Annotated in this window: 24 protein-coding genes, 1 other RNA gene and 1 pseudogene; 16 read left to right on the top strand and 10 right to left on the bottom strand. The window is 62.0% G+C overall.

The genetic code is table 11. From position 1 onward, the window contains the following. Positions 1-22 precede the first annotated feature (22 nt). The gene (locus tag J2D75_RS06280) at positions 23-1573 is read right to left on the bottom strand and encodes a TSCPD domain-containing protein (protein ID WP_207853905.1); all 1551 of its coding nucleotides are present in this window, start codon (positions 1571-1573) and stop codon (positions 23-25) included. A 188-nt stretch (positions 1574-1761) separates the two neighbouring features. Here J2D75_RS06280 and J2D75_RS06275 point away from each other — a divergent pair, with 188 nt between their 5' ends. The 6 genes from J2D75_RS06275 to J2D75_RS06250 all read left to right on the top strand — a co-directional run bounded on the left by J2D75_RS06275 (position 1762) and on the right by J2D75_RS06250 (position 5233). Beyond that, positions 1762-2142 (top strand): NADH-ubiquinone oxidoreductase subunit NDUFA12 family protein, encoded by a 381-nt coding sequence (locus tag J2D75_RS06275; protein ID WP_207853967.1) that lies wholly within the window; start codon positions 1762-1764, stop codon positions 2140-2142. Positions 2143-2197: 55 nt separating this feature from the next. Further along, positions 2198-2731 carry an outer membrane lipid asymmetry maintenance protein MlaD gene (gene mlaD, locus J2D75_RS06270; protein WP_207853904.1) on the top strand — a complete coding sequence of 178 codons (534 nt, stop codon included), beginning with the start codon at positions 2198-2200 and terminating at the stop codon, positions 2729-2731. A 46-nt stretch (positions 2732-2777) separates the two neighbouring features. Next, on the top strand, positions 2778-2990 hold the full coding sequence (locus J2D75_RS06265; protein WP_207853966.1) for a hypothetical protein: 213 nt from the start codon (positions 2778-2780) through the stop codon (positions 2988-2990). After that, the gene (locus tag J2D75_RS06260; protein WP_243428554.1) at positions 2987-3736 is read left to right on the top strand and encodes a DUF2155 domain-containing protein; all 750 of its coding nucleotides are present in this window, start codon (positions 2987-2989) and stop codon (positions 3734-3736) included. Before J2D75_RS06265 ends, J2D75_RS06260 begins: the two co-directional genes overlap by 4 nt. 112 nt (positions 3737-3848) lie before the next feature. Continuing rightward, positions 3849-4583 carry a trehalose-phosphatase gene (otsB, locus tag J2D75_RS06255; protein WP_207853903.1) on the top strand — a complete coding sequence of 245 codons (735 nt, stop codon included), beginning with the start codon at positions 3849-3851 and terminating at the stop codon, positions 4581-4583. 134 nt (positions 4584-4717) lie between these two features. Beyond that, positions 4718-5233 (top strand): disulfide bond formation protein B, encoded by a 516-nt coding sequence (locus tag J2D75_RS06250; RefSeq protein WP_243428553.1) that lies wholly within the window; start codon positions 4718-4720, stop codon positions 5231-5233. 37 nt (positions 5234-5270) lie between these two features. Here J2D75_RS06250 and J2D75_RS06245 read toward each other — a convergent pair whose 3' ends face one another. After that, positions 5271-5726, bottom strand: a complete 456-nt coding sequence (locus tag J2D75_RS06245; protein WP_207853902.1) for an NUDIX hydrolase — start codon at positions 5724-5726, stop codon at positions 5271-5273. 118 nt (positions 5727-5844) lie between these two features. Between J2D75_RS06245 and J2D75_RS06240 the strand changes: the two genes are divergently transcribed. From J2D75_RS06240 to J2D75_RS06225, 4 genes are all read left to right on the top strand, one after another. Next, entirely contained in the window at positions 5845-6309 is a 465-nt protein-coding gene (locus J2D75_RS06240) for a helix-turn-helix transcriptional regulator (protein ID WP_207853901.1), read from the top strand. Between the two features lie 67 nt (positions 6310-6376). Beyond that, the gene (uvrB, locus tag J2D75_RS06235; RefSeq protein ID WP_207853900.1) at positions 6377-8644 is read left to right on the top strand and encodes an excinuclease ABC subunit UvrB; all 2268 of its coding nucleotides are present in this window, start codon (positions 6377-6379) and stop codon (positions 8642-8644) included. A 71-nt stretch (positions 8645-8715) separates the two neighbouring features. Then, positions 8716-9378, top strand: a complete 663-nt coding sequence (locus tag J2D75_RS06230) for a 2OG-Fe(II) oxygenase family protein (RefSeq protein ID WP_207853963.1) — start codon at positions 8716-8718, stop codon at positions 9376-9378. Positions 9379-9429: 51 nt separating this feature from the next. After that, the gene (locus tag J2D75_RS06225) at positions 9430-12222 is read left to right on the top strand and encodes a M16 family metallopeptidase (protein WP_408736746.1); all 2793 of its coding nucleotides are present in this window, start codon (positions 9430-9432) and stop codon (positions 12220-12222) included. A gap of 36 nt (positions 12223-12258) precedes the next feature. On the opposite strand, the gene dinB is transcribed toward J2D75_RS06225, so the two are convergent. Further along, on the bottom strand, positions 12259-13344 hold the full coding sequence (gene dinB, locus J2D75_RS06220) for a DNA polymerase IV (RefSeq protein WP_207853899.1): 1086 nt from the start codon (positions 13342-13344) through the stop codon (positions 12259-12261). A gap of 63 nt (positions 13345-13407) precedes the next feature. Then, positions 13408-13989 carry a hypothetical protein gene (locus J2D75_RS06215; RefSeq protein WP_207853898.1) on the bottom strand — a complete coding sequence of 194 codons (582 nt, stop codon included), beginning with the start codon at positions 13987-13989 and terminating at the stop codon, positions 13408-13410. Positions 13990-14156: 167 nt separating this feature from the next. On the opposite strand from J2D75_RS06215, the gene J2D75_RS06210 reads away from it, so the two are divergent. Genes J2D75_RS06210 through J2D75_RS06200 form a run of 3 tightly spaced genes read left to right on the top strand, consistent with a single transcriptional unit; the run spans position 14157 to position 16533 of the window. Then, positions 14157-15245, top strand: coding sequence for a quinone-dependent dihydroorotate dehydrogenase (locus tag J2D75_RS06210; RefSeq protein ID WP_207853897.1), 1089 nt, complete (start codon positions 14157-14159; stop codon positions 15243-15245). A gap of 17 nt (positions 15246-15262) precedes the next feature. Further along, entirely contained in the window at positions 15263-16108 is an 846-nt protein-coding gene (locus tag J2D75_RS06205; protein WP_207853961.1) for a TIGR01459 family HAD-type hydrolase, read from the top strand. A 5-nt stretch (positions 16109-16113) separates the two neighbouring features. Continuing rightward, positions 16114-16533: an NUDIX hydrolase gene (locus tag J2D75_RS06200; RefSeq protein WP_207853896.1), complete on the top strand. Its 420-nt coding sequence runs from the start codon at positions 16114-16116 to the stop codon at positions 16531-16533. A 66-nt stretch (positions 16534-16599) separates the two neighbouring features. Here the strand turns inward: J2D75_RS06200 and J2D75_RS06195 are convergent, their stop codons facing one another. From J2D75_RS06195 to J2D75_RS06175, 5 genes and pseudogenes are all read right to left on the bottom strand, one after another. Further along, positions 16600-17415, bottom strand: coding sequence for a YmdB family metallophosphoesterase (locus J2D75_RS06195; protein WP_207853895.1), 816 nt, complete (start codon positions 17413-17415; stop codon positions 16600-16602). A gap of 45 nt (positions 17416-17460) precedes the next feature. Continuing rightward, a complete protein-coding gene (locus J2D75_RS06190; protein WP_207853894.1) occupies positions 17461-18060 on the bottom strand; it encodes a 5-formyltetrahydrofolate cyclo-ligase in 600 nt (199 codons plus the stop codon). Next, positions 18047-18203, bottom strand: a non-coding RNA gene (ssrS, locus tag J2D75_RS06185) — 6S RNA. Before ssrS ends, J2D75_RS06190 begins: the two co-directional genes overlap by 14 nt. Beyond that, positions 18192-18551: pseudogene (locus J2D75_RS06180) on the bottom strand (cell division protein ZapA); the annotation flags it as partial. The pseudogene J2D75_RS06180 and the gene ssrS, both read right to left, overlap by 12 nt. Positions 18552-18555: 4 nt before the next feature. Beyond that, positions 18556-18858: a hypothetical protein gene (locus tag J2D75_RS06175; protein WP_243428551.1), complete on the bottom strand. Its 303-nt coding sequence runs from the start codon at positions 18856-18858 to the stop codon at positions 18556-18558. Positions 18859-18912: 54 nt separating this feature from the next. Between J2D75_RS06175 and J2D75_RS06170 the strand changes: the two genes are divergently transcribed. The 3 genes from J2D75_RS06170 to J2D75_RS06160 all read left to right on the top strand — a co-directional run bounded on the left by J2D75_RS06170 (position 18913) and on the right by J2D75_RS06160 (position 21034). Beyond that, positions 18913-19365, top strand: coding sequence for a hypothetical protein (locus J2D75_RS06170; RefSeq protein WP_207853893.1), 453 nt, complete (start codon positions 18913-18915; stop codon positions 19363-19365). 117 nt (positions 19366-19482) lie between these two features. Beyond that, the gene (locus J2D75_RS06165) at positions 19483-20397 is read left to right on the top strand and encodes a class I fructose-bisphosphate aldolase (protein ID WP_207853892.1); all 915 of its coding nucleotides are present in this window, start codon (positions 19483-19485) and stop codon (positions 20395-20397) included. A 7-nt stretch (positions 20398-20404) separates the two neighbouring features. Then, positions 20405-21034, top strand: coding sequence for a thiamine phosphate synthase (locus J2D75_RS06160; protein ID WP_243428550.1), 630 nt, complete (start codon positions 20405-20407; stop codon positions 21032-21034). Positions 21035-21079: 45 nt separating this feature from the next. On the opposite strand, the gene J2D75_RS06155 is transcribed toward J2D75_RS06160, so the two are convergent. After that, positions 21080-21514, bottom strand: a complete 435-nt coding sequence (locus J2D75_RS06155) for a hypothetical protein (RefSeq protein ID WP_207853891.1) — start codon at positions 21512-21514, stop codon at positions 21080-21082. Positions 21515-21540: the final 26 nt, after the last annotated feature.

The following is a 21540-nucleotide window of genomic DNA, read 5'->3' as shown; positions in this document are numbered from 1 at the left end:
CTTGATCGTTGCGGTGCGCGGGTTAGCAGACCAGCCGCAGGCCACGCTTTCTCTGTCCTGAAGGGGTATCATCCTCACCGGGCAGGTCAAGCGGCAGCAGCGGGTCTGGCTCGGCCTGACTGTCCTGATGCGGCCCATCTGGCAGGCGCTTGCCAAGATAGGTATCGGACAGGGCGCGGAACACATAATCCAGCATGGAGGTGGCGTAGGAGGCCACAGGGTCTCCCTCGACTGTACCCGCCGGGCCAAAGCAGGAATAGGCGAAGTTATCCACAAAGGCGTCCAGCGGCGCACCATATTGCAGACCAATGCTGACGGCTTCGCTGAAGCTTTCCATCAGGCCGCGCACCATGCTGCTTTCCCGCGTGGGAGAGAGCGACAGCTCGCCCAGCGTGCCGTCTTCGTATTCACCGGTACGCATGAACAGGCGGTGGCCGCCAATGCTGGTTTTCTGGGTAAAGCCGCCATGCCGGGCAGACAGTGCGCGCCGTGCGCCGCGTTCGAGCTTCTGGCGCGCGGGGGCGGGCAGGGCTTCGGGGCGGGCGGGCATGCGGTCTACAAAGCCGGTCAGCGCACGATACATGGCCAGATGTGCGCCAGCACCGGGCAGAGGCAGCACGGTTTCCCCCGCAAGGGCCGCAGCCAGAGCGGTTTCGGTAGTGAAGCCGCGTGCTTCCAGCCGCTGGCGCGTGCTGGTAGCTAGGCGGCCATCCGGGCGTAGCATGGAAAAAACCGGAGCCAGCCCGCAGGCTTCTGCCCCCAGAATACCATCGACCGGGTTGGAGGCCGAAAAGCCGGTTTCAACCGGGGCGAGCGGGGTATCGGTTTCCACGGCCGCTTCGGCCCAGACCGCGCGCAGGGTCTCGCCCAGACCGGGCAGAACGGTGCGGACGGGCGGCAGGGGCAGGGTTTCGGGGCCGCGTCCGGCATGGGCGGTCAGGGTGGCGAGTGCGGCAATGGCGCAGGCCGCGGCCCGTCCGTCCTCGCTATCATAATCCAGCCCCACACCGGCCAGACAGGCATCGAGATTGGTCAGCAGAATATCGCCCGCGACCAGAGGTGGCGCATCCGCGGCTGTTGCGGGCTGGCTGGCTGTCGGTGCGGTGGCGGGGGCGAACAGGTCTGGCAGCGGCAGCTCACCATTGCGCAGGCTGGCCGTGCTTTCTGCCGTATGGCGCAGCACCGAACAGACCAGCCGCAGCGCTGCGACAAAGGTACGCGCGGCAAAGCCTTCCCCCGGCGAGACAAACGCCGCCAGGTTGATGATAAAGCCCGGAGGCCGGTCAAACGCACTGCGCCAGACGGCTTCTGTCGGCGCGGCCTGACGTGTCAGCAGCAGCCAGACCAGCGAACGCGCGGTGGCGCCGTCCGGGGCGAACACGCGTGTCCAGCCATCGGCCAGTGTGGGAAGGTCGATCGGATCGTCGCCCGGAACGAGCTGTGCAAGAGCGGCAGCCGCCTCCGTATCCCACTCAGCGGGGAGTGTTACGGGGCGGAGCGGCGCATCCGGGTCGGCGGCGGCGTCCAGTGTGCTCATCAGCACACCGTTCCATGGGTGTGTGGCGGTTGTCATGTTGCTGAGTTTATCGCCCCGGCTGATGCTGAGGTAACCCGGTTTGGTGGCCCGCCAGAGGCATTGATACTCTTTATAACGAGGATATGGGGGATAACTTTGCAGCCGGTCCGGTCTCGCACAGGTGATGGCCGTGCAGGCGACAAAAGGATCGACGGATGCCGCGCCGGAGTCCTATCATCCCGGTCATGGCAAATTTCGGAACATGGCTGCATACGCGCCGGAAAGGGCGGCTGATCGGCAAGGACGCCGATGGCCGCTGCTATTATGAATCCACCGGCCCGGCCCGTCTGGGTGGCGGGGTCCAACGCCCCGAGCGCTGGGTTATCTACCATAAGGGGGAAGACCCGTCCGCCGTGCCGCCGGAATGGTGGGGGTGGCTGCACCACACGCTGGAAGCCCCGATTCCCGAGGCCGAGCGCAAGCCGTGGCAACTGCCCCACCAGCCGAACCTGACTGGCGGGCCGGGGGCTTACCGCCCTCAGGGCAGCCTGTATGTAACCGGTAAACACCCCCCCGCGACCGGCGATTACGAAGCCTGGACACCGGGCGATACGCCCAAGGCGTGATTTGCCGCGCATTCCCTGCTAGGGTGTTGTTACCAACAGGGAGTGTGGTCTGTTCATGGCTTCTGCAATGGCGGAAAAATCGCGGCGCGACATCGCCGAGCTGGTAGCGGGTGCTGCCGTGCTGTGCGCGCTGGTGCTTATGCTGGTGGCCACGGTGGTGGGCGAAGGGCGCAAGAGCACGGGTGATGGGTATCAGCTCGGGGCTGATTTCTCTCATATAGACGGGCTGGATATTGGCTCCGATGTGCGGTTGGCCGGGGTTACGGTTGGCCATGTCGTATCGGAAAGCGTCAATCCGCAGACCTTCAAGGCCCATGTGGTCTTTACCGTGCGGCCCGACCTGCACCTGTCCGATGATACGGCGGCCATCATCACCAGCGACAGCCTGCTGGGCGGTAAATATATCGCCCTGTCTCCGGGGGGGGATGACAAAACCCTCAGCCCCGGCGCCACCGTGAGCCAGACGCAGGGTTCCATCAGTCTGGAACAGCTACTGAGCAAGTTCATTTTTTCCGTGACGGATACCCTGACCCGCACCGGCAAGACCCCGGCGGATCATGCCGGGTCCGGTCATGATGACGCGCCTTGATGCGCTCCCCGGTAGGGCTGCGGATTTGATACAGGAAACAGGCAGTATGGAAGCGTTGCGTATCTGGCCACAGGAAGACGGGCAGCCCGTCTCGTGTCAGGAAAAAATCCGCGTTCTGGAAGAAAACTGGCAGGATGTGCGGCAGGTTTTGACCGATGCTTTCGAGGATGCGGTGTTAATGGGTGTAAGCGAACAGGTCATGCGTGAGCGGCTGGCTGAACTGGTGCAGGCATTGCAGTCTCCTCGGGTGGGTGCATGAGCGCGCGTATGGCTGGCCCGAAAGGCCGTTATGGTGTCCTGCGTGGTGTGCTGACTGGTGGCGGCGCGTTGCTGGCAGGGGGGCTGGCTCTGGGCCTCGCCAGCGGGTCGGGGCTGGCGGCGGGGGCTGCACTGGCGCCGCCTGCGGTTTATCCGGCTGAAACATGGCAGGGTAAAACCATCGCGGTTGTACGCGTGCTGGACAAGCTCGATACTCATGTGGAGGTGCTGTCCGTGCCGGTTGGCGGCACAGCACATTATAAAAATCTGGAAATTGGCGTGGCGCGTTGTCTGACCCGCCCCCCGACCCTCGCCCCGGATGCTGCGGCGTGGCTCGACCTGCGCGACACCCACCCCGATGGCGTGGCTTTTCATGGCTGGATGCTGGCGGCGGAACCCGGTTTGGGCGTGTTTGAAAGCCCGCTTTACGATGTGCGGATGGTCCGTTGCGAAGGGCAGGATACCGCCCCCACCCCGCTGCCACTGGCAGCGCCCGTGGTGCCGGTACTGCCCTCAGGCACGCCACAGGCCGCACCGGGCGATGCCCCCGCGCCGGATGGCACGCAGCAGCTTGTGGCCCCGCCGGGTATGAAGCCAACACCGGGAACGACCCAGCCAGCACCCGCACCATCAGCGGCTCCGGTTCCTTCCGCGCCGTCTTCGCAGGTGCCGTTACCGGCTCCTGTACCTTTCGGAGATAAAGGCCGGACAGGCGGAACAGAGCCGAAAATAGGCGATACATATTAAAGGATAACGTCCGTTCATGCGCCCGGCCTGAACCGGGTGGCATGGGCTGTGGCGGGGCTTATTGAGGCCATTCTGTGTGGATACGGAAAACAGGCCATAAAAGAGGTATTTCATGCTTGGTTTTCATGGAGCACAGAGTGCTCGCTTTCCTATTCCGCCCTTGTCGCAGGCCGCGTTTTTGTTGAATTTCGATGGCACGCTGGTGGAGGATGTCTCTGCCGCTGACCCTGTGGTGCTCCCCCCCGACCTGCTCGATATGCTGCGCCGCCTGCGTACGGCCTGTGGCGATGCGCTGGCGATCATTTCATCCCGCACGGTTGAACAGCTTGATGCGTTTTTAGGCGATGTGCCTTTTGCCGTAGGGGGTGAAGGCGGCATTGCCCTGCGCCATAGGCCGGGCGGGCCTATTGAACGCACGGCCCTGCCAGAACTGCCTCGGGTCTGGCTTGTGCAGGCGCGCGACCTTGTGGGTACGCTGCCCGGTGTCAGGCTGGAACATACGGAGGGCGGCTTTATCCTGCATTATCGTGCAGCTCCTGAAGCCGCTCAGACCCTGCATGCCGCCGCCCTTGCGTGGGTGAAGGAATCGGCTGGAGCCTATCTGCTGGTGGCCGGGCGTATGGCGTGGGAAATTCGCCCCGCCGGGGTGGATAAGGGCTATGCGGTCTCCCTGCTGATGCAGCGCCCCCCTTTTCTGGGGCGCAAACCCATCGTGATTGGTAACGACAAGTCGGATGAGAGCGCTATGGCTGTGGCCAAGGCGGCTGGGGGGGCAGGCTTTCGTATTCCGGTGGATTTTCCAACCCCCGCCGTGTTGCGCACATGGCTGGCCGGGCTGACTGCCTGAAGCAGCACGGCAGGCGCAAGCAGGAAAAAACGCTGATACAGGGGCTGGTTGCCAAGGCATAAAGGCGGGCGCAGGATGCTGTCTGGCCATAAACGCGCAGGGTAACGGGCCGGAGCAACAGGCGGGAGCATGACATGAGCCGCGACAGAACAGGGCCGACACCCGGCGTGCTGATGATACTGGCGGGAGGGCTGGCGCTGGCCTTTGCGTGGTGGGTCGAGCGCGGTCTGGGTATCATGCCGTGCGAGCTGTGCCTGCTGGAACGGTGGCCGTGGCGTATCCTGATGGTGGCGGGGCTTGCCGCAGCGGTTCTGCCCGGAGCTCTGCGGCGGGTGTTCCTGTGGTGCGGAGTACTGCTGATGCTGGCATCCTTCGGGCTTACCGTGTGCCATGCGGGTGTAGAGTGGGGCTGGTGGCCCAGCCCGCTGCCAGCGTGCCATGCTCCGCACCTGTATGGACATACGATGGCCGAGCGTCTGGCCTCCATGCCGTTACGGCCTCAGAAACCCTGTGATTCGCCAACCTATCTGGTGCCGGGTGTGCCGGTTTCCATGTCTGTCATGGGTGGGGTTTATGCGCTGGTGGTCATGGCGGGGCTGATTGGCAGCTTACGTTCAGGCCAGCGCCAGACACGGCGCATCTTTCACTAAGGTAGGCCAATAGGGCAGGGTAGCAGGCCTATACGCCTTACAGGACGCCTTCGGCCCGCATGACCTGTGTGGCTAGCGTTTCCAGCCGTTCGCAGGCCAGCGGCCCCAGCGCTTTGATTTGGGCATGGGAAAACCAGCGGGCTTCCAGTGCATCATCACCCGCCTGCGGGGTCGGGCATGGCCCGGCGGGGAGCTGACAGCGCACCGCGATAATGACGTAATGAAACGCCAGTGCGCCTGCCGCGTCATGGCGGATCGACTCGAAAGTATCAATCACATCCTGTCCTGTGGCGTTCAGGGCTGTTTCTTCCGCCAGTTCACGGGTTGCGGCCTGTTGCAGCGTTTCTCCCGGCTCTACCTTGCCGCCGGGAAAACCCCACAGACCGGCATCGGGCATTTTGCCACGCCGGACGAGTAAAAACCTGTCTTCATGCCGGATAACAGCCAGCACACCGACACGGGGCAGGGAGGGCGTAGAAAGAGTGTGTTGCATGGCGCCAAGGATGCGGCCTGCCTGATTAATGGTCAATCGGCCTGTGCATCGGTGACAGGGCGGCAATGGCAAGACAGGCATTGACTTGACCTGTTCTTTTTTTCCAAGCTCGGATGTCATGAAAGATCCTCACGTCCCCTCGGATACCGTATCCGGGCAGGCGACTGTCTGCCCCTTCCCGCTCCAGCAGATTCTGGAGCGTAGGCAGGCTGCGGGGTATCTGGGTGTGCCCGCGCGGCGGCTATGGCTTTTAGAGCGGATTGGCGGCGGCCCGCGCCCGGTCAGGCATCAGGATGGTGTGCTGCGTTACCGGCGCGATGAGCTTGATCGCTACAGCGCTACACAGTTTGAGCGGGCGGGCCTGCCTGCCGAGTTTCTGGCCCGTTATCGCCGCCAGCGCGAACAGGCCGGTTACGATGGGCTTGATCGGTTTCTGGACATGGCCAGCCGCGATGAAATGCTGGGACTATATGCCCGTTCCGGCAGCCGGGTGGCGATTATCGTGGGCATGGTGCTGATCGTGCTGTCGCACACGCCGTTGTCGCGCATGGTCTTTCATGCCCTGCACTGGCGTTTCGCGTAGCCGGAGCGCTCTCTTACAGCGCGGCCACTCCCTTGCGCAACCGGCGGTGCGGGGCCATGTTTGGGGCATGGATGCTCCCTTGCCACCGACATCATCACCCACTCCCGCACGCGGTCGCAAACGCGGCACGCTGAGTGAGCGTGCAGCCCTGCTGCCAGCCGTAACCTTCCAGCCCGAACAGCAGGCCCCACGGCCCAAGCTGCGGCGGATGGAGGTTGTGTCCGAGTATGAACCCGCGGGCGATCAGCCGCAGGCCATTGCCGAGTTGGTGCGGGGTGTGGAGGCGGGTGAGCGCGATCAGGTGCTGCTCGGGGTTACAGGCTCGGGCAAAACCTTCAGCATGGCCAAAATTATCGAGGCCACCCAGAAACCGACCCTTATTCTGGCACCCAATAAAACGCTGGCTGCCCAGCTTTACGGGGAAATGAAGCAGTTTTTCCCCAACAATGCGGTGGAGTATTTTGTCAGCTATTACGACTATTACCAGCCCGAAGCCTATGTGCCGCGTTCTGATACCTATATTGAAAAAGACAGCCAGATAAACGAACAGATCGATCGTATGCGCCACGCCGCCACACAGGCGCTGCTGGAGCGTAATGATGTGATTATCGTTGCCTCGGTCTCGTGTATTTACGGTATCGGCTCGGTGGAGACCTATGCACGTATGGTGGTCAAACTTGCACTGGGGGGCGAGATCGACCGCGACAAACTGGTGCGTAGTCTGGTGGAATTGCAATACCGCCGGAATGATGCAGCCTTTACCCGTGGCACGTTCCGTGTCCGGGGCGAGACGGTGGATGTATTCCCCGTGCAGAATGAAGACAGGGCCTGGCGTATTTCCCTGTTTGGCGATGAGGTGGATGGGATCATCGAGTTCGATCCGCTTACGGGCGAAAAAACGGCTGACCTTCAGGAAATTACCATTTACGCCAACAGCCATTACGTAACGCCCCGGCCAACGCTCAATCAGGCGATTATCGGCATCAAGCAGGAACTCCGTGAGCGGCTCGACCAGTTTACCAAGGGCGGTAAGCTGCTTGAGGCCGAACGGCTTGACCAGCGCACCCTGTTCGACCTTGAAATGCTGGAGACAACCGGTGTGTGCAAAGGCATCGAAAACTACTCGCGCTATCTGTCCGGTCGTAATCCGGGCGACCCACCCCCGACCCTGTTTGAATATCTCCCGCGCGATGCGCTGCTTATTGTGGATGAAAGCCATGTGACCGTACCGCAGATTGGCGGCATGGAACGTGGAGACCATGCCCGCAAATCCATCCTGTCGGATTTCGGGTTCCGCCTGCCGTCCTGTCTGGATAACAGGCCGCTGAATTTTGCCGAGTGGGATACGTTCCGCCCCCAGACCCTGTTTGTAAGTGCTACCCCCGGCCCGTGGGAGATGGAGCGCACGGGCGGCGTGTTTGCCGAGCAGGTTATCCGGCCCACAGGGCTGATCGACCCCGTGACGGATATCCGCCCCGTGGAGCATCAGGTGGATGACCTGCTGGCCGAATGCCGCGCCACCATCGAGCGTGGTGGCCGGGTGCTGGTCACCACCCTGACCAAGCGCATGGCCGAAGACCTGACCGACTATATGAACGAGGCCGGGATTAAAGTGCGGTATCTGCATTCGGATGTGGATACGCTGGAGCGGATCGAAATCATCCGCGATCTGCGCATGGGCGCTTTCGATGTGTTGATTGGTATCAACCTTCTGCGCGAGGGGCTGGATATTCCCGAATGTTCGCTGGTGGCCATTCTCGATGCCGATAAGGAAGGCTTCCTGCGTTCACGCACTTCGCTGATCCAGACCATAGGCCGCGCCGCCCGTAACGTGGAGGGCCGCGTGCTGCTTTATGCCGATAAAATGACGGACTCCCTGAACTATGCAGTGGAAGAAACCGCCCGACGCCGTGAAAAGCAGATGGCCTGGAACGAAGCCCACGGCATTACCCCGCAAAGCGTGCGCAAGCAGATCAGCGATATTGTTGGCTCCGTGTTTGAGCAGGACTATGTGACCGTAACGCCCGACAAGGAAACGGGGGCCACCGAATTTGTGGGGCAGGATGGTGCCGCGACTCTGGCTGCGTTGGAAAAGCGTATGCGCGAGGCTGCCGCCGATCTGGAGTTTGAAACCGCCGCCCGCTTGCGTGACGAGATCAGGCGGCTTGAAGCCGCCCAGCTCGGCCTGCCAGCCGCACCTGTCGCCACTTCTGTCGCGGGTAAGGCGGGGGGTGCGCGCCGGGGCAAAAAGGATACCACGCCCCGCCCGTTCGGGCCGGGTGGGGGTGGGTACGAACCCCGGCCCAGCAAAGGCGGAGGCCGGGCGCGCCGGTAGGGGGTCTTGTTTATGGGGGGCAAGGCTTCTACCGTCTGGGCGGGATAATCCGCAGTGTGATTGGCCAGGATATGAACAACGTGCCTCAGGCAGACCTAGAACCGGATTACGAAGCGCTCGCGCGTGCTCCCATCCGCACCGAGCCTTTCCGGCATGTGGTGGTGCCGCATTTCATTCGCGCACAGGATCTGGCCCGTGTGTTTGCAAGCCTGCCGCATATTCCTTCGGGCGGATCGTTCCCGCCGCAATCGCTGAGCCTGTCGCCCCTCATGCGTGCGCTTGTCGCACAGATGGAAGGGCCGGAACTGCGCCAGCGCATTGCGCAAAAGCTCGATCTGGATCTGTCAGATGCGCCCTCCATGCTCACGATCAGGGGGCGCACGCGCGAGAAGGACGGACGGATTCATACAGATTCCCTCGCCAAGCGCGTGACCATTCTGCTCTATCTCAACCCCTCGGGCGAGACATGGGAAAAGCAGGAAGGCTGCCTGCGGTTGTTGCGCGGCCCGCATGACATAGAGGACTATGTGCATGAGGTGCAGCCGGTCGATGGCACGCTGCTTGTTTTCCCCAATGGGCCGGATACATGGCATGGCCACCGCCAGTATGTGGGGCCACGCTACACCATTCAGCTCAATTACATGACCCGTGACGCCAAGGCCCGCTCCGAACTGCGCCGTCACCGGCTGTCGGCCTTAGCCAAGAAACTCGCCTTGCCGGGTCTGGACGCCTGAGAACAGGTGCTTGATCTTTCATGGTGTTGAAGCAGGAAACAGGAAAAACTGATGACAAAGTGTCCCGCCCGCATGACCAGTAAGCGGTTGCCCGGTTTTGCCCGCACCCTTAGCCTTGCCCTGTGTGCGGCGACATGCCTTGCAGGGGTGGCCCTGCCGGTTGCGCCCGCTCTGGCGCAGCCGGTCATGGACATGCCCGCAGGCCAGATGTCATCCCCCGGCATGCCATCAGCTCTGGTACCTGCTGCCCTGAGCAGCGCACAGGTTGTACGCGCCACTCTGGCTAACGGGCTGCGGGTGGTGATCGTGCCGGATCGTCTGGCACCGGTGGTTACGACTGAAATCAACTATCTTGTTGGTTCTGCGGAAGCACCCAAGGGCTTTCCGGGCACGGCCCATGCGCTTGAACACATGATGTTCCGGGGCAGCGCCGGGCTGGACAAGGACCAGCTTGCCTCTGTCGGGGCACGGCTGGGCGGCAGCTATAATGCCGATACCACCGAGGACGTTACGCAGTATTTCTATACGGCGCAGTCGCGTGATCTGCCGGTGCTGCTCAAAATCGAAGCGCTGCGTATGACGGGGCTGACCCTGTCCGAGGCTGACTGGCAGAAGGAGCGCGGTGCGATCGAACAGGAAGTCTCGCGCGACCTGTCCAGCCCGGCCTATCTGTATCTGGCGCAGTTGCAGGCTATCCTGTTCGCAGGCACGCCGTATGAACATGATGCGCTCGGTACGCGCCCCTCTTTTGAACGCACGAAAGCGGCTGATCTGCGCGCCTTCTATCGCAAATGGTATGCGCCCAACAACGCGGTGCTGGTGATCGCGGGTGATGTAAACCCGGTTACCACGCTTGAGCTGGTTGAAAAGACTTTCGGTGATATTCCCAGCCGCAAGCTGCCTGCGCGCGCACCGGTTGCCCCCGTGCCGCCGCCGGCCAAAACCCTGTCTTTCTCCACGGATTATCCGGTCGGGTTTGCAACGCTGGCTTTCCCCATGCCGGGTTCTTCCGAGCGGGATTTCGCGGTGGCGGATATTCTGTCCGATGTGCTGTCCAGCCAGCGTGGGGCGCTGTATCAGCTTGTGCCGCAGGGGCGTGCGCTGTTTGCAGGGTTTGAATATGCGCCCAAGCAACTGGCGGGCTTCGGTCTGGCGCTGGCGGCTTTCCCCAAGGGGGGCGATGCCAAAAAGACCATGGATGACATGCGTGCCGTGCTGGAAAAAATCCGCCGTGAGGGTGTCCCGGCCGATCTGGTCGAGGCCGCCAAGCGGCGCGAGATTGCGCAGTTGCAGTTTGCGGCCAATTCGGTCAGCGGGCTGGCCGAGCTGTGGTCGAACGCGCTGGCGCTCCAGAAGCTGGAATCCCCCGGAGATATGGTGGCGGCCTATCAGGCTGTAACGCCTGAAGCTGTCAATGCACTGGCCACAACCCTGCTTGACCCGGCCCATGCGGTTTCTGCCGTGCTAACCCCTGAAAGCTCGGGCCAGCCTGTGGCGGGCAAAGGGTTTGGCGGAGCGGAATCGTTTGGCGCCACGCCGGACAAGCCCGTTCCCCTGCCCGAATGGGCAGAAAAGGATCTGGCCCGTCTGGATAAGCCCGAACCAACGGCCCAGCCTACGGTCAGCACCCTGCCCAACGGCCTGCGGCTGATTGTCTGGCCCTCGCATGTCAGCCACACCATTCAGTTGACCGGGCAGGTACGCCAGACCCCGGCACTGGAAGAGCCGCAGGGGCAGGAAGGGGTGAGCGACGTAACCGAAGCGCTCTTTGCTTACGGCACCACCCGGCATGACCGTCTGGCTTTCCAGAAAGCACTGGATGATATTCCCGCATGGGAAAGTGCGGGAAGCGGGTTCAGCCTGCGGGTTCTGACGCCTGATTTTGAAAAGGGCATGGTCCTGCTGGCAGAAAACGAACTGCATCCGGCTTTCCCTGTCAGTGATTTCGAAATTGTCAGGGCGCAGACAGCACAGGCACAGGCGGGTGAGCTGGCCTCTCCGGGGCATCTGTTCACGCAGGCGATCAAGGCTGCCATTCTGCCGCCCAAAGACCCGACCCTGCGTGAAGCAACGCCGCAGAGCATCACGCATGTTACACATGATGATGTGCTGCACTATTACGCCCACGCTTGGCGGCCAGACCTGACCACCATTGTGGTGACGGGCGATGTCACGCCCGAGAAGGCGCGGGCGGTCGTGGAGCAGGCTTTTGGCGGCTGGCGTGCAGAAGGGCCAAAACCTGAACTGGATCTGCCCGCTGTGCCGCTCAGCAAGGCATCGCGCGCGCATGTGCCAGATAAAAGCAGCGTGCAGGATGAGGTGGTGCTGGCCGAGACACTGGGCCTGACCGCCTCCAACCCGGCTCACTTCACGCTCCAGCTTGGCAATGAGGTTCTGGGCGGCGGGCTGTTCTCATCGCGTCTGTACCGCGACCTGCGTGTGAAGACTGGTTACGTCTATAACGTTGGCAGCGATTTTGAGTGGGGGCGCACACGCGGCACCTATATGGTCAATTACGGAGCAGACCCGGATAAGGTGGGCAAGGCACGTGCGGCGGTGTTGCATGATGTCGGGGCGATGGTGTCAGCCCCCCCCACGGATGCGGAACTGTCTCTGGCCAAGGCATCGCTGCTGCGGCGTATTCCGCTCCAGCGGGCAAGTCTTGACCGTATTGCATCGCTGTATCTGAATCTGGCCAATCTGGATCTGCCGCTTGATAATGCCGACCGTGCGGCACAGGCGTATTACAACGCTACCGGGGCCGATATTCAGGCGGCGTTCAAGCAGTGGATACGCCCGGATGATCTGTCCACTATTGTCAAAGGCCCAGCCGCGAACTGGTAAGGGCTGTGGGCAGGGGTACAGAGTGCTCCTGCCTGTTCAGGCGGAGGGGAGGAGCGAAAGCTGCTCCGCCTCGCCCTCGGCATGAGGGCTGCACAGGCTGGAAACGGTAATGCCCAGCAGGCGCACCGGTTTTTGCAGAGGAAGCAGCGGGCGCAGCAGATGCAGCCCCGCGTGTAAAAGATCAGCCTGATTGCGTACGGGTGTCTGGCGTGAAAGCGAGCGGGTAAGCTGGCTGAAATCCGCATGGCGTAGTTTTAGGGTGATGGTGCGCCCTAAAAGCCCCCGTTTTTCACAACCGGCCCAGACCCTGTCGGCCAGTGTGTGCAAGGCTTCGCATAAATCCTGATCGTATCTGAGATCCTGATCGAAGGTGGTTTCCTTGCCCAGTGATTTACGGGGGCGATCGGGTTCTACCGGGCGCGTGTCTTCGCCACGGGCGATGCCATGATAGAAGGCGGCGGCTTTGCCAAAATGCTGGCGCAGGGTTTCAAGCGAAAAACCGCGCAGGTCAGCGCCGGTCTGGATACCCAGCGCGTTCATGCGCCGGGCGGTGGCCGGGCCAACACCATGAAAGGCGCTGACAGGCAGGGAGGCGACAAAATCCTGTCCCGCGCCGGGAGGGATCACAAACTGCCCGTTAGGTTTGTTATGATCCGAGGCCAGCTTGGCCAGAAACTTGTTGTATGAAACCCCGGCTGAGGCTGTCAGCCCGGTTTCAGCCAGAATGGCGGCGCGGATTTCCTGTGCGATGGCCGTGGCCGATGCCCGGCGGATCAGGGGCTGGGTAATGTCCAGATAGGCTTCATCAAGCGAGAGAGGCTGGATAAGCGGTGTATAGCGCGCGAAAATGGCGTGTATCTGTGCAGAAACCGCCCGATAGACTTCAAATCGGGGCGGGACAAAGACAAGCTGCGGGCAGCGTCTTTGTGCCAGTAGCGAGGGCATGGCCGAGCGTACGCCAAAGGGCCGGGCCTCGTAGCTGGCGGCGGCAACGACCCCGCGTTCCTGACTGCGGCCCACCGCGACAGGCCGCCCCCGCAGGGCCGGATTGTCGCGCTGTTCGACCGAGGCGTAGAACGCGTCCATGTCGATATGGATGATCCGGCGCACAGGCTGTGTCATGGAGCCGTGACATAGCACAGTGCCCGGACAAATGGAACAAAAACAGAACTCCCGTCGGGCGCGTTACTGGTGCCGATAGGACAGGGATCTGGCCAGTGCCATACGCTGGGGGCGCATGGCCTGCACGGGCGGCACCGGTGCTGCGCTGGAAAACAGGCAGGGGGACAGATTCCGCGCCGCATGAGGCGAAAGCCAGTATCCCGCACCCGCCAGGCAGGCGCCCAGTGTTGTCAGGGCTGTCATCATGCGCAGGCGTAGCCGTGCCAGTGGCAGCAGCGGGCGTAGCAGGGTGTGCATGTCGGCTTCGCGCTCGTTTTGTGCGGCTTCTGTTGCAAGCAGCAGGGTGTATTCGGTTTCGGTCACGGCGAGTGTGCCGCCCGTGCGAATATCGAGTGTCGCCGGAGCCGGGCTGCGGGTGGGTGGTTCATTGCCCCTGAAGGACAGGTCGGCCAGAGCTTCATGGAAAGCTTTGGTAACAGCCATAAACTCGCGGCGGAAACAGGGCAGGAAGCATGGTAGCGCTACACCGCCGGTCTGGGCACGTTCAGAGCGCGTGGTTTGCGGTGCGGCAAGGCGACGGATAGTCCACAGGGTCAGCCGTTCGCTAGAGGGAAGATCCGTCAGATAAACAGGCATTGTTGACATTGTGCGTTCCGTGGGTAGCTGACCCGCGGCCTCTGAAGTGAAGATGATGACCCCTTATAAATGATAATAATTCTCATTATCAACAAAAAACCGCATGGGATACGCGCCCGGCTGCCCGGTGGCTTTTCCTCTTTCCTTGCCGAGACAGTTGGGGCAGTACTCGAAGCATGTCCGTGCTCACATCCCTCACCCTGCCGTTCCTGCGCTCCCTCAATGCCGAGAAGGCGCACGACCTCGCCATCGACGCCCTGACACTGGGCCTGTCTGTACCGCTCACCCGCCCGGAGGATAATCCGGCGCTGGCAACCCGTGTTCTGGGTATGCGGTTTTCAAATCCGATCGGTATTGCCGCGGGTTTTGATAAAAATGCCCGTGTCCTGCGCCCGCTTGCCCGTATCGGTTTCGGGTTTGTGGAGGCCGGAACGGTTACGCCGCGCCCACAACCGGGTAATCCGCAACCCCGGCTGTTCCGGTTGGAGGAAGACAGGGCGGTGATCAACCGCATGGGCTTCAATAATCAGGGAATAGACCGCTTTGCTGTCAGGCTGGCCCGTCTGTCGCGCCCGCTGCCTTCGGGCCGGGGTGGTGGTGCTGGTGTGCCGGTAGGGGCTAATATCGGCATTAACAAGACCGGTGCAGACCCCGAGCGCGATTATCCCGCACTGGTGGCCCGGGTTAAGCCTTATGTGCAGTATATTGTACTGAATGTTTCCTCCCCCAACACTCCCGGCCTGCGTGGCTTGCAGGACGCCGCCCGCCTGCGCGGTATTCTGGGTGCCATTGCGGACAGGCATCCTGATCGTCCGCCGATTCTGGTCAAGCTTGCCCCCGATCTGGAAAACGATGCCATTGCTCCGATTGTCGAAGCCGTGGTGGAAGGCGGCGCACAGGGGCTGATTATCAGCAACACTACGCTTGAGCGCCTGCCCAGCCTGCGCAGCCCTTACCGCGACGAGGCAGGCGGGCTTTCCGGGCGGCCGCTGGCGCCGCGTGCACGGGCCATGCTGTCTATCGTGGCTGAAGTGGCGGCGGGGCGTCTGGCGCTGGTGGCCTGCGGCGGGATCGAAACCGGGCTGGATATTCTTGAACGGATTCGCATGGGAGCTGATCTGGTGCAGGTCTATACCGCCTTTGCCTATGAAGGCCCGGCTCTGGTGTCGCGCCTCAAGCGCGAACTGCTTGACGCCATGCGGCGCGATGGGATCGAAAGCCTTGATGACATCCGTGGCACAGCAATCAGGGGAAAAAGCCTGTGAGTAACCGGGTTCTGGCCATGCCCGCCGGGTTGAGCGCCATTGCAGATCAGTACGATGGCTACATTATCGACCTGTGGGGAACGGTGCATGATGGTATCCGCCCGTATGACGGCGCACTGGAATGCCTGCACGCCCTGCGTCGTGCGGGCAAGCGGGTGGTTATGCTGTCCAATGCGCCGCGTCCGGCCCATGTGGTAACGGAGCAGCTTAAAGGCTTTGGTGTCACCCCCGACCTGCATGATGGTGTCATGACTAGCGGGCAGGAGGCCTATACCCGCCTGCGTGATCGTGCCGACCCGTGGTTTGCCCGGCTGGGCCGTACGGTGCTGCATATGGGCGGGGTCAACGATCTGGGCCTGTATGACGCGCTGGATATTGAACAGGTGCGCGACCCTGCACAGGCCCGCTTTATCATGAATGCGGGGCCGGATATTGAGCGGGGTGTGGAGTCGCTTGATCCGTATCTGCCCGAACTGGAAGCAGGTCTGAAGCATGGCCTGCCAATGATCTGCGCCAACCCCGACAGGGTGGTGATCAAGGGCGGGCGGCGGCAGCTCTGCGCGGGCGCTCTGGCGGCTTTCTATGAAGAACAGGGTGGTGATGTCTGCTGGATAGGCAAGCCCTATGCTTCGGTTTACGAGCCGGTTTTCAGCATGCTGGGCGTTGCGCGTGAGCGGATTCTGGCGATTGGCGATGCGCTGGAAACCGACATCCGGGGCGCTGCGGGTGTGGGCGTGGACAGTGCCTGGATTCTGGGTGGAATCCATCAGGAAATGATCGGCAATGATGCCGCTTTGGCCACGGACGAAGCCAGAGGGGCAGGCCTGTGGCCGGTTGCCGCACTCCCCCGGCTGGTGTGGTAAGGGCCATGCCGCAGGGTCGCTTGCCCGCAGTAGGCTGTGGCGCGTTTATCCTGCGCAATGGCCAGTTATTACTGATCCAGCGCCTGCGTGCGCCTGAAGCGGGCTGTTGGGGTCTACCCGGTGGCAAGGTGGAGCCGTTTGAGGCAGTGCCTGATGCTGTAAGGCGTGAAATTCAGGAGGAAACCGGGCTGGATGTTGCGCCATCCCGGTTGCTCTGCGTTGTGGATCAGATCGACCCCGCAGCAGGTGAACACTGGGTTGCGCCAGTCTATCAGGCGCAGGCTCCTGAAGGGCAGCAGGCCCGGCTGATGGAGCCGCATAAACATGCTGCCCTTGGCTGGTATGCGCTTGATGCGCTGCCATCTCCTCTGACCCGTGCGACCGAACTGGCCGTGGAGGCTTTCCGGGCGCAGGAGATGGCCTGATCGCGCCTGAGCGATCAAGCCGGGTGGTGGTTTTTGTCGGTATCCGCTCCGGCTGGGCAGACGGGTTCAGAAATCAGGCAGGGTCTGGGCCAGCAAGCCCCCTTGGCGTAGGGGGGCGACACGCCGGGCAAGGCCTGTGCGGTCATCGGTTTCCACCATAATACCGCAGATCGTGGCTTCGCCCTCCGCAGGCTGGAGTCGTTCGCCCGGCAGTTTGCGCACGAAGCGGGTAATCGCGGCTTCCTTGCCCATGCCAATCACGCTGTCATAGTCACCACACATGCCCGCATCGGTCTGGAAAGCCGTACCGGCTGCCAGAATACGGTGGTCGGCGGTTGGGGTGTGGGTGTGGGTGCCTACCACCAGCGAGGCCCGGCCATCCAGCATATGAGCCAAGGCCCATTTTTCGCTCGTGGCTTCAGCATGTACATCCACCACCACGGCCTGCACGGTAACGCCCAGCCGGTGCTTGGTCAGCAGTTCGTTCATGCAGCGGAAGGGGTCATCCAGCGGGTCCATGAACAGCCGGCCCATGACATTGACCACCAGCGCTTTGCGCCCGTCTGCCAGTTCCGCCACCACGCTGCCCTGCCCCGGTGTGCCGGGCGGGTAGTTGAGCGGGCGGATAATGCGTGGCTCACCGTCAATATGGCCGATCAGGTCACGCCTGTCCCATGCGTGGTTGCCCAGTGTCAGCACATCCACTCCGTTCTGGAGCAGGGATGTGGCGATGGCGGGGGACAGGCCAAAGCCGTGGCTGGCGTTTTCGGCATTGACCACAACCAGATCGAGTGCGAGCTGGGTGCGCAGATCAGGCAGGCGCGACAGAACGGCGTCGCGCCCGCTCCGGCCAACGATATCGCCCAGAAAAAGCAGTCTCACGAACGGGGTACCGCAACGAAGGGCAGGGCGGAGGGCAGGCTGGTGTCAGGCGGAAGGCGGGTCAAAACGCAGGATCTCTCTTTCAGTCACGATACAGGGGAGTTTCTGGTCATGCGGGCCAGAGGGCAGGGCGGCTACTTCCTGTGTGGAGGGGGCATAGCCTATGGCCTGCGCTGCGGGCAGGCCTGCCAGTGTGCGGTCGTAATAGCCCCCGCCATAACCAAGGCGGTTGCCTGTGCGGTCAAAGCCCAGAAGCGGCACCAGTACGATATCGGGGGTAAGGGCCGGGCCATCGGGGGCATGGGTGCCAAAGCGGCCTGCCTGCATGGCGCAGGCCGGGTGCCAGTGGCGGAAAATCAGCGGCGTGCCGCGTGGTGTGGTTTCGGGCAGGAGAACCTGTGCATCGTTTTCGTGCAGCCAGTGGCAGAGCGGGCGCAGGTCAACCTCGTTCGGCAGGGGCCACACGCAGGCAATGGCACGCTGGGCGCAGGGCGTCAGCAGCGTTTTGAGATGCGTGATAATCCCTGCATCCACACCGGAGTCACGCGTACGCAGGCTTTGCACGCAATGCTGTCGCGCCAGTGCTTTGCGGTGAGCGATTTCAGGAGGATCCCCCAACAGGGGTGTGGAGTGCGGAGCCGCCATGACCGTGGGTCTTTTCAACCTCCAGGACCTGCGAGTGCAGGTGGGCACCAGATAATGTGACCAGGGCCACAACAGAGCCAGCTCCCAAGGAAGTGCTTATCGGCCCAGGGGTATGACATGCCTCACGTGCCGGGCAGCCCCGCCTCTTCTATGTAGGCGTGCTCAAGCTCGGCTGCAAGAGCTTCCGCGCGTTCGGCCAGATCAAGCAGGCGGCTGTTCTGCATGGCGAGTTCGGCCCGCAGGCGTTCCACATCCTGTACAGCCTGTGCCGTGGTTTCTGGAATGCGGCTGTTGGACAGATCCTGAATTTCATCAGCCATGAGAAGGGCGGCCAGCACCAGCACGCGCGCATCGCCCGAAAAGCCGAGAGAGCGCACACGCTGCACCCTGTGCTCAACCTGATGGGCCATGGCCTGAACGTGGCGTTCCTGACCGTTTTCACAGCCCACTGTATAGCTGTGGCCGTTGATAAGAACCGAAACAAGGGCCATGAGATCAGTCTTTCCGTTCCGGCAGGGGGGCGGATTGTTCTAGCGCGTCACGCACGCGCAGGATAAGGGCATCAACATTGGCCAGTAGTTCCTGACGCTCTGTTTCCTGACGTTCGATCAGGGCGTTTTCCTGCGGAGCAGGTCTTTTGGAGAGCGCAAAGGAAATGCGTTGCAAGGCCCGATCCAGCCGTGCAATCGGATCTTCCTGCGGAGGGAATATCCGTGCGGTCGGTTCTGTTCCGGCTTCAGTGCTGGCTGCGCCACTGTTGATGGAGAACGGGTATGGCTCCGCCGCTTGATCCTGCATGCTTTATCCCTTTCTGTTTTTGAGGAATCACCCGCAAATGCGATGGCGTCAAGCATGAGCATGGAAAACAGGCTACTTTTGGGCCACTCCTGTCGTTTTCTTTGTGTGCATGACCACGCGAGCGGGCTGCGCGCGTTGCAGTGTGTGGCTTTGGCGGAGCCTGCCGCCGATGGGGGTGGGGTTATGCCGGTTCTGCTCTCGCCTCAGGGGGCGGGGGTTTATCTGGGTGTGGTGTGGTGGCATGCGCTCATGGCGGGCCTTGCGGCGGAACTGGATATGGAAAACCGGCTGTTTTCTGCGGGTGTGCGTGGGGGGGATGGATTGCCTTTCATACATGTTCTGGATTGCGGAATCAGTGCTGTGCATGCCGTCATGGCGCTGCGGCAGGGGCAGCGGGCTGTGGTGCTGGAGGCTCAGGACAGGCAGGCAGAAGCCGCGCGTACGCTCTACCAGCAGGCCGCAGGTGTGGTGTTGGTGCACCGTCCCGCCATTATTTCACCTTACTGATCTTTCAGTGCAGCAATATCGTCTCTTGTCGGGCATTTCCCTCACGGTTATTCCCAAGAACATTGTCGGCAGGATAAAGTGCCGGACGCCAAGGTATGAAAGAAGGACCGTTCAGTCATGACGCTTACTCCCCAGGTCAAGGCCATTCTCAACCAGTACGAGAGCGATAATCCTGGCACCAAGATGAACCTTGCCCGCCTGCTGAACGCAGGGCGTCTGGGAGGCACCGGCAAGATGGTGATTCTTCCTGTCGATCAGGGGTTCGAACATGGTCCGGCACGTTCCTTCGCCGCCAACCCGGCGGCGTATGATCCGCACTATCATTTTGAACTGGCGATCGAAGCCGGGCTGAGCGGCTACGCGGCTCCGCTGGGCATGCTGGAATGCGGTGCGGCCACCTATGCTGGCGAAATTCCGCTGATCCTGAAATGCAACAGCTCCAACAGCCTCGCTACCGAGAAAGATCAGGCTGTGACCGGCACCGTGGCGGATGCGCTGCGTCTGGGCTGCTCGGGCATTGGCTTTACCATCTATCCCGGTTCCGAATACTGCTTCGATCAGATGGAAGAACTGCGCGAACTCGCAGCCGAAGCCAAGTCTGTTGGTCTGGCCGTGATCGTGTGGAGCTATCCGCGTGGCCCGATGCTGGACAAGAAGGCTGAAACGGCGCTCGATATCTGTGCATATGCAGCCCATATGGCTGCGCTGTGTGGTGCTCATATCATCAAGGTTAAGCCGCCGACCGACGTGGTTGCACTGGATGCCGCCAAGTCCACCTATGAAAAGCACCCGGTTGATGTGTCCACGCTGGCTTCGCGCGTGCGCCATATCGTGCAGTCCAGCTTTGGTGGCCGCCGGATCGTGATTTTCTCGGGTGGTGAGCACACCGGCACCGACAACCTGCTGAACACCATCCGCGGTATCAATGAAGGCGGCGGCTTTGGCTCCATCATTGGCCGCAACGTGTTTCAGCGTCCCAAGGCTGAAGCGCTTGGCCTGCTGGATCAGATCATCGACATTCTGAAGAACTGATCCAGCCTTGACGCTCAGCACAACAGGGGAGAGCCAGCGCGTGTCCGAACTGTATCTGGCCACGCCGGTTCTTGAGCAGGCAGAGCCTTTTCTGTCTGACCTGCAAAAGCGGCTGGCTGCGTGCCAGCCCGCCGCCCTGCTGTTGCGCCTGCCGCCGGTAGCTCAGATGTCCGATCATGCCGCAGCCCCCCTTGTGGCGGCTGTGGCAGCCTGTGTGCAGCCGATGGGTATCGCCCTGATGGTGCAGAACAGGGCGGCGCTAGCCGTGGCGCAGGCCTGTGATGGCGTGCATCTGTGTGGTGATGCCGCACTGGATACCGCCAGCGTCCGCCGCATGGTGGGCGAGGCGATGCAGCTTGGGGTGGATGTTGGTCTCAGCCGCGATCACGCCATGCGTGCAGGCGAGGAAGGGGCAGATTATATCTGCTTCACCCCCGGTGATGAGTCGGCTCAGGCAACGCCCGAATCGGTTGCTGGCGCGCTGGAACTCACCCGCTGGTGGGCGGTGATGATGGAACTGCCCGTTGTGGCACAGGCCATGACCGCAGCCGAGGTCGCACCTTTGGCTGCGGCAGGGGCCGATTTCATCATGCCCGGTCAGGGCTGGTGGGATAGCCCGCAGGGCTGGAACCTGTAGGCTCCGGCTCCTGAACGCTTACCCGCGGGAAAGCGATGGCTGCTTTCAGCAGCCATCGCCACGCATTGTCCATGCGGTAACAACACCATTCACGAGTTCAAACGTGGTCTGGCAGGTATAGGTGTACGCGGTGCTGATACCGCCACCCCATCCCGGGCCCCAACCCGGCCCCCAGCCGCCGCCCCACCCATTTCCCCAGCCACCGCCCCATCCCGGGCCCCATCCGCCACCCCAGCCCCATCCGCCCATAGGCATGGTGTAGTCTGTCTGCTGCGTAATATAGGCGAGAAACAGGTGGTTATCCGTCGTGAACTGCCGGGTGGGCACGCCAAAGCTCCGCACCACATCCGTTGCCGGATGCCCGATCATGGAATCCAGCAGCATGCGTTCCTTTTTGGTGGGCACTTCGCACGCACTCAGGGCGAGCAGGGTGAGCAGCAGTGTTTTTCCCACCCGTTTTGGTGTTCTGGCATGGGTCATGAACGAAGGATCCTGAAAGGTGATGG

It is taken from the genome of Acetobacter suratthaniensis (genome assembly GCF_017377745.1).
Lineage (GTDB): Bacteria > Pseudomonadota > Alphaproteobacteria > Acetobacterales > Acetobacteraceae > Acetobacter > Acetobacter suratthaniensis.
Note: the sequence above shows the minus strand (reverse complement) of the source record. Positions and strands in the feature narration are given on the sequence as shown.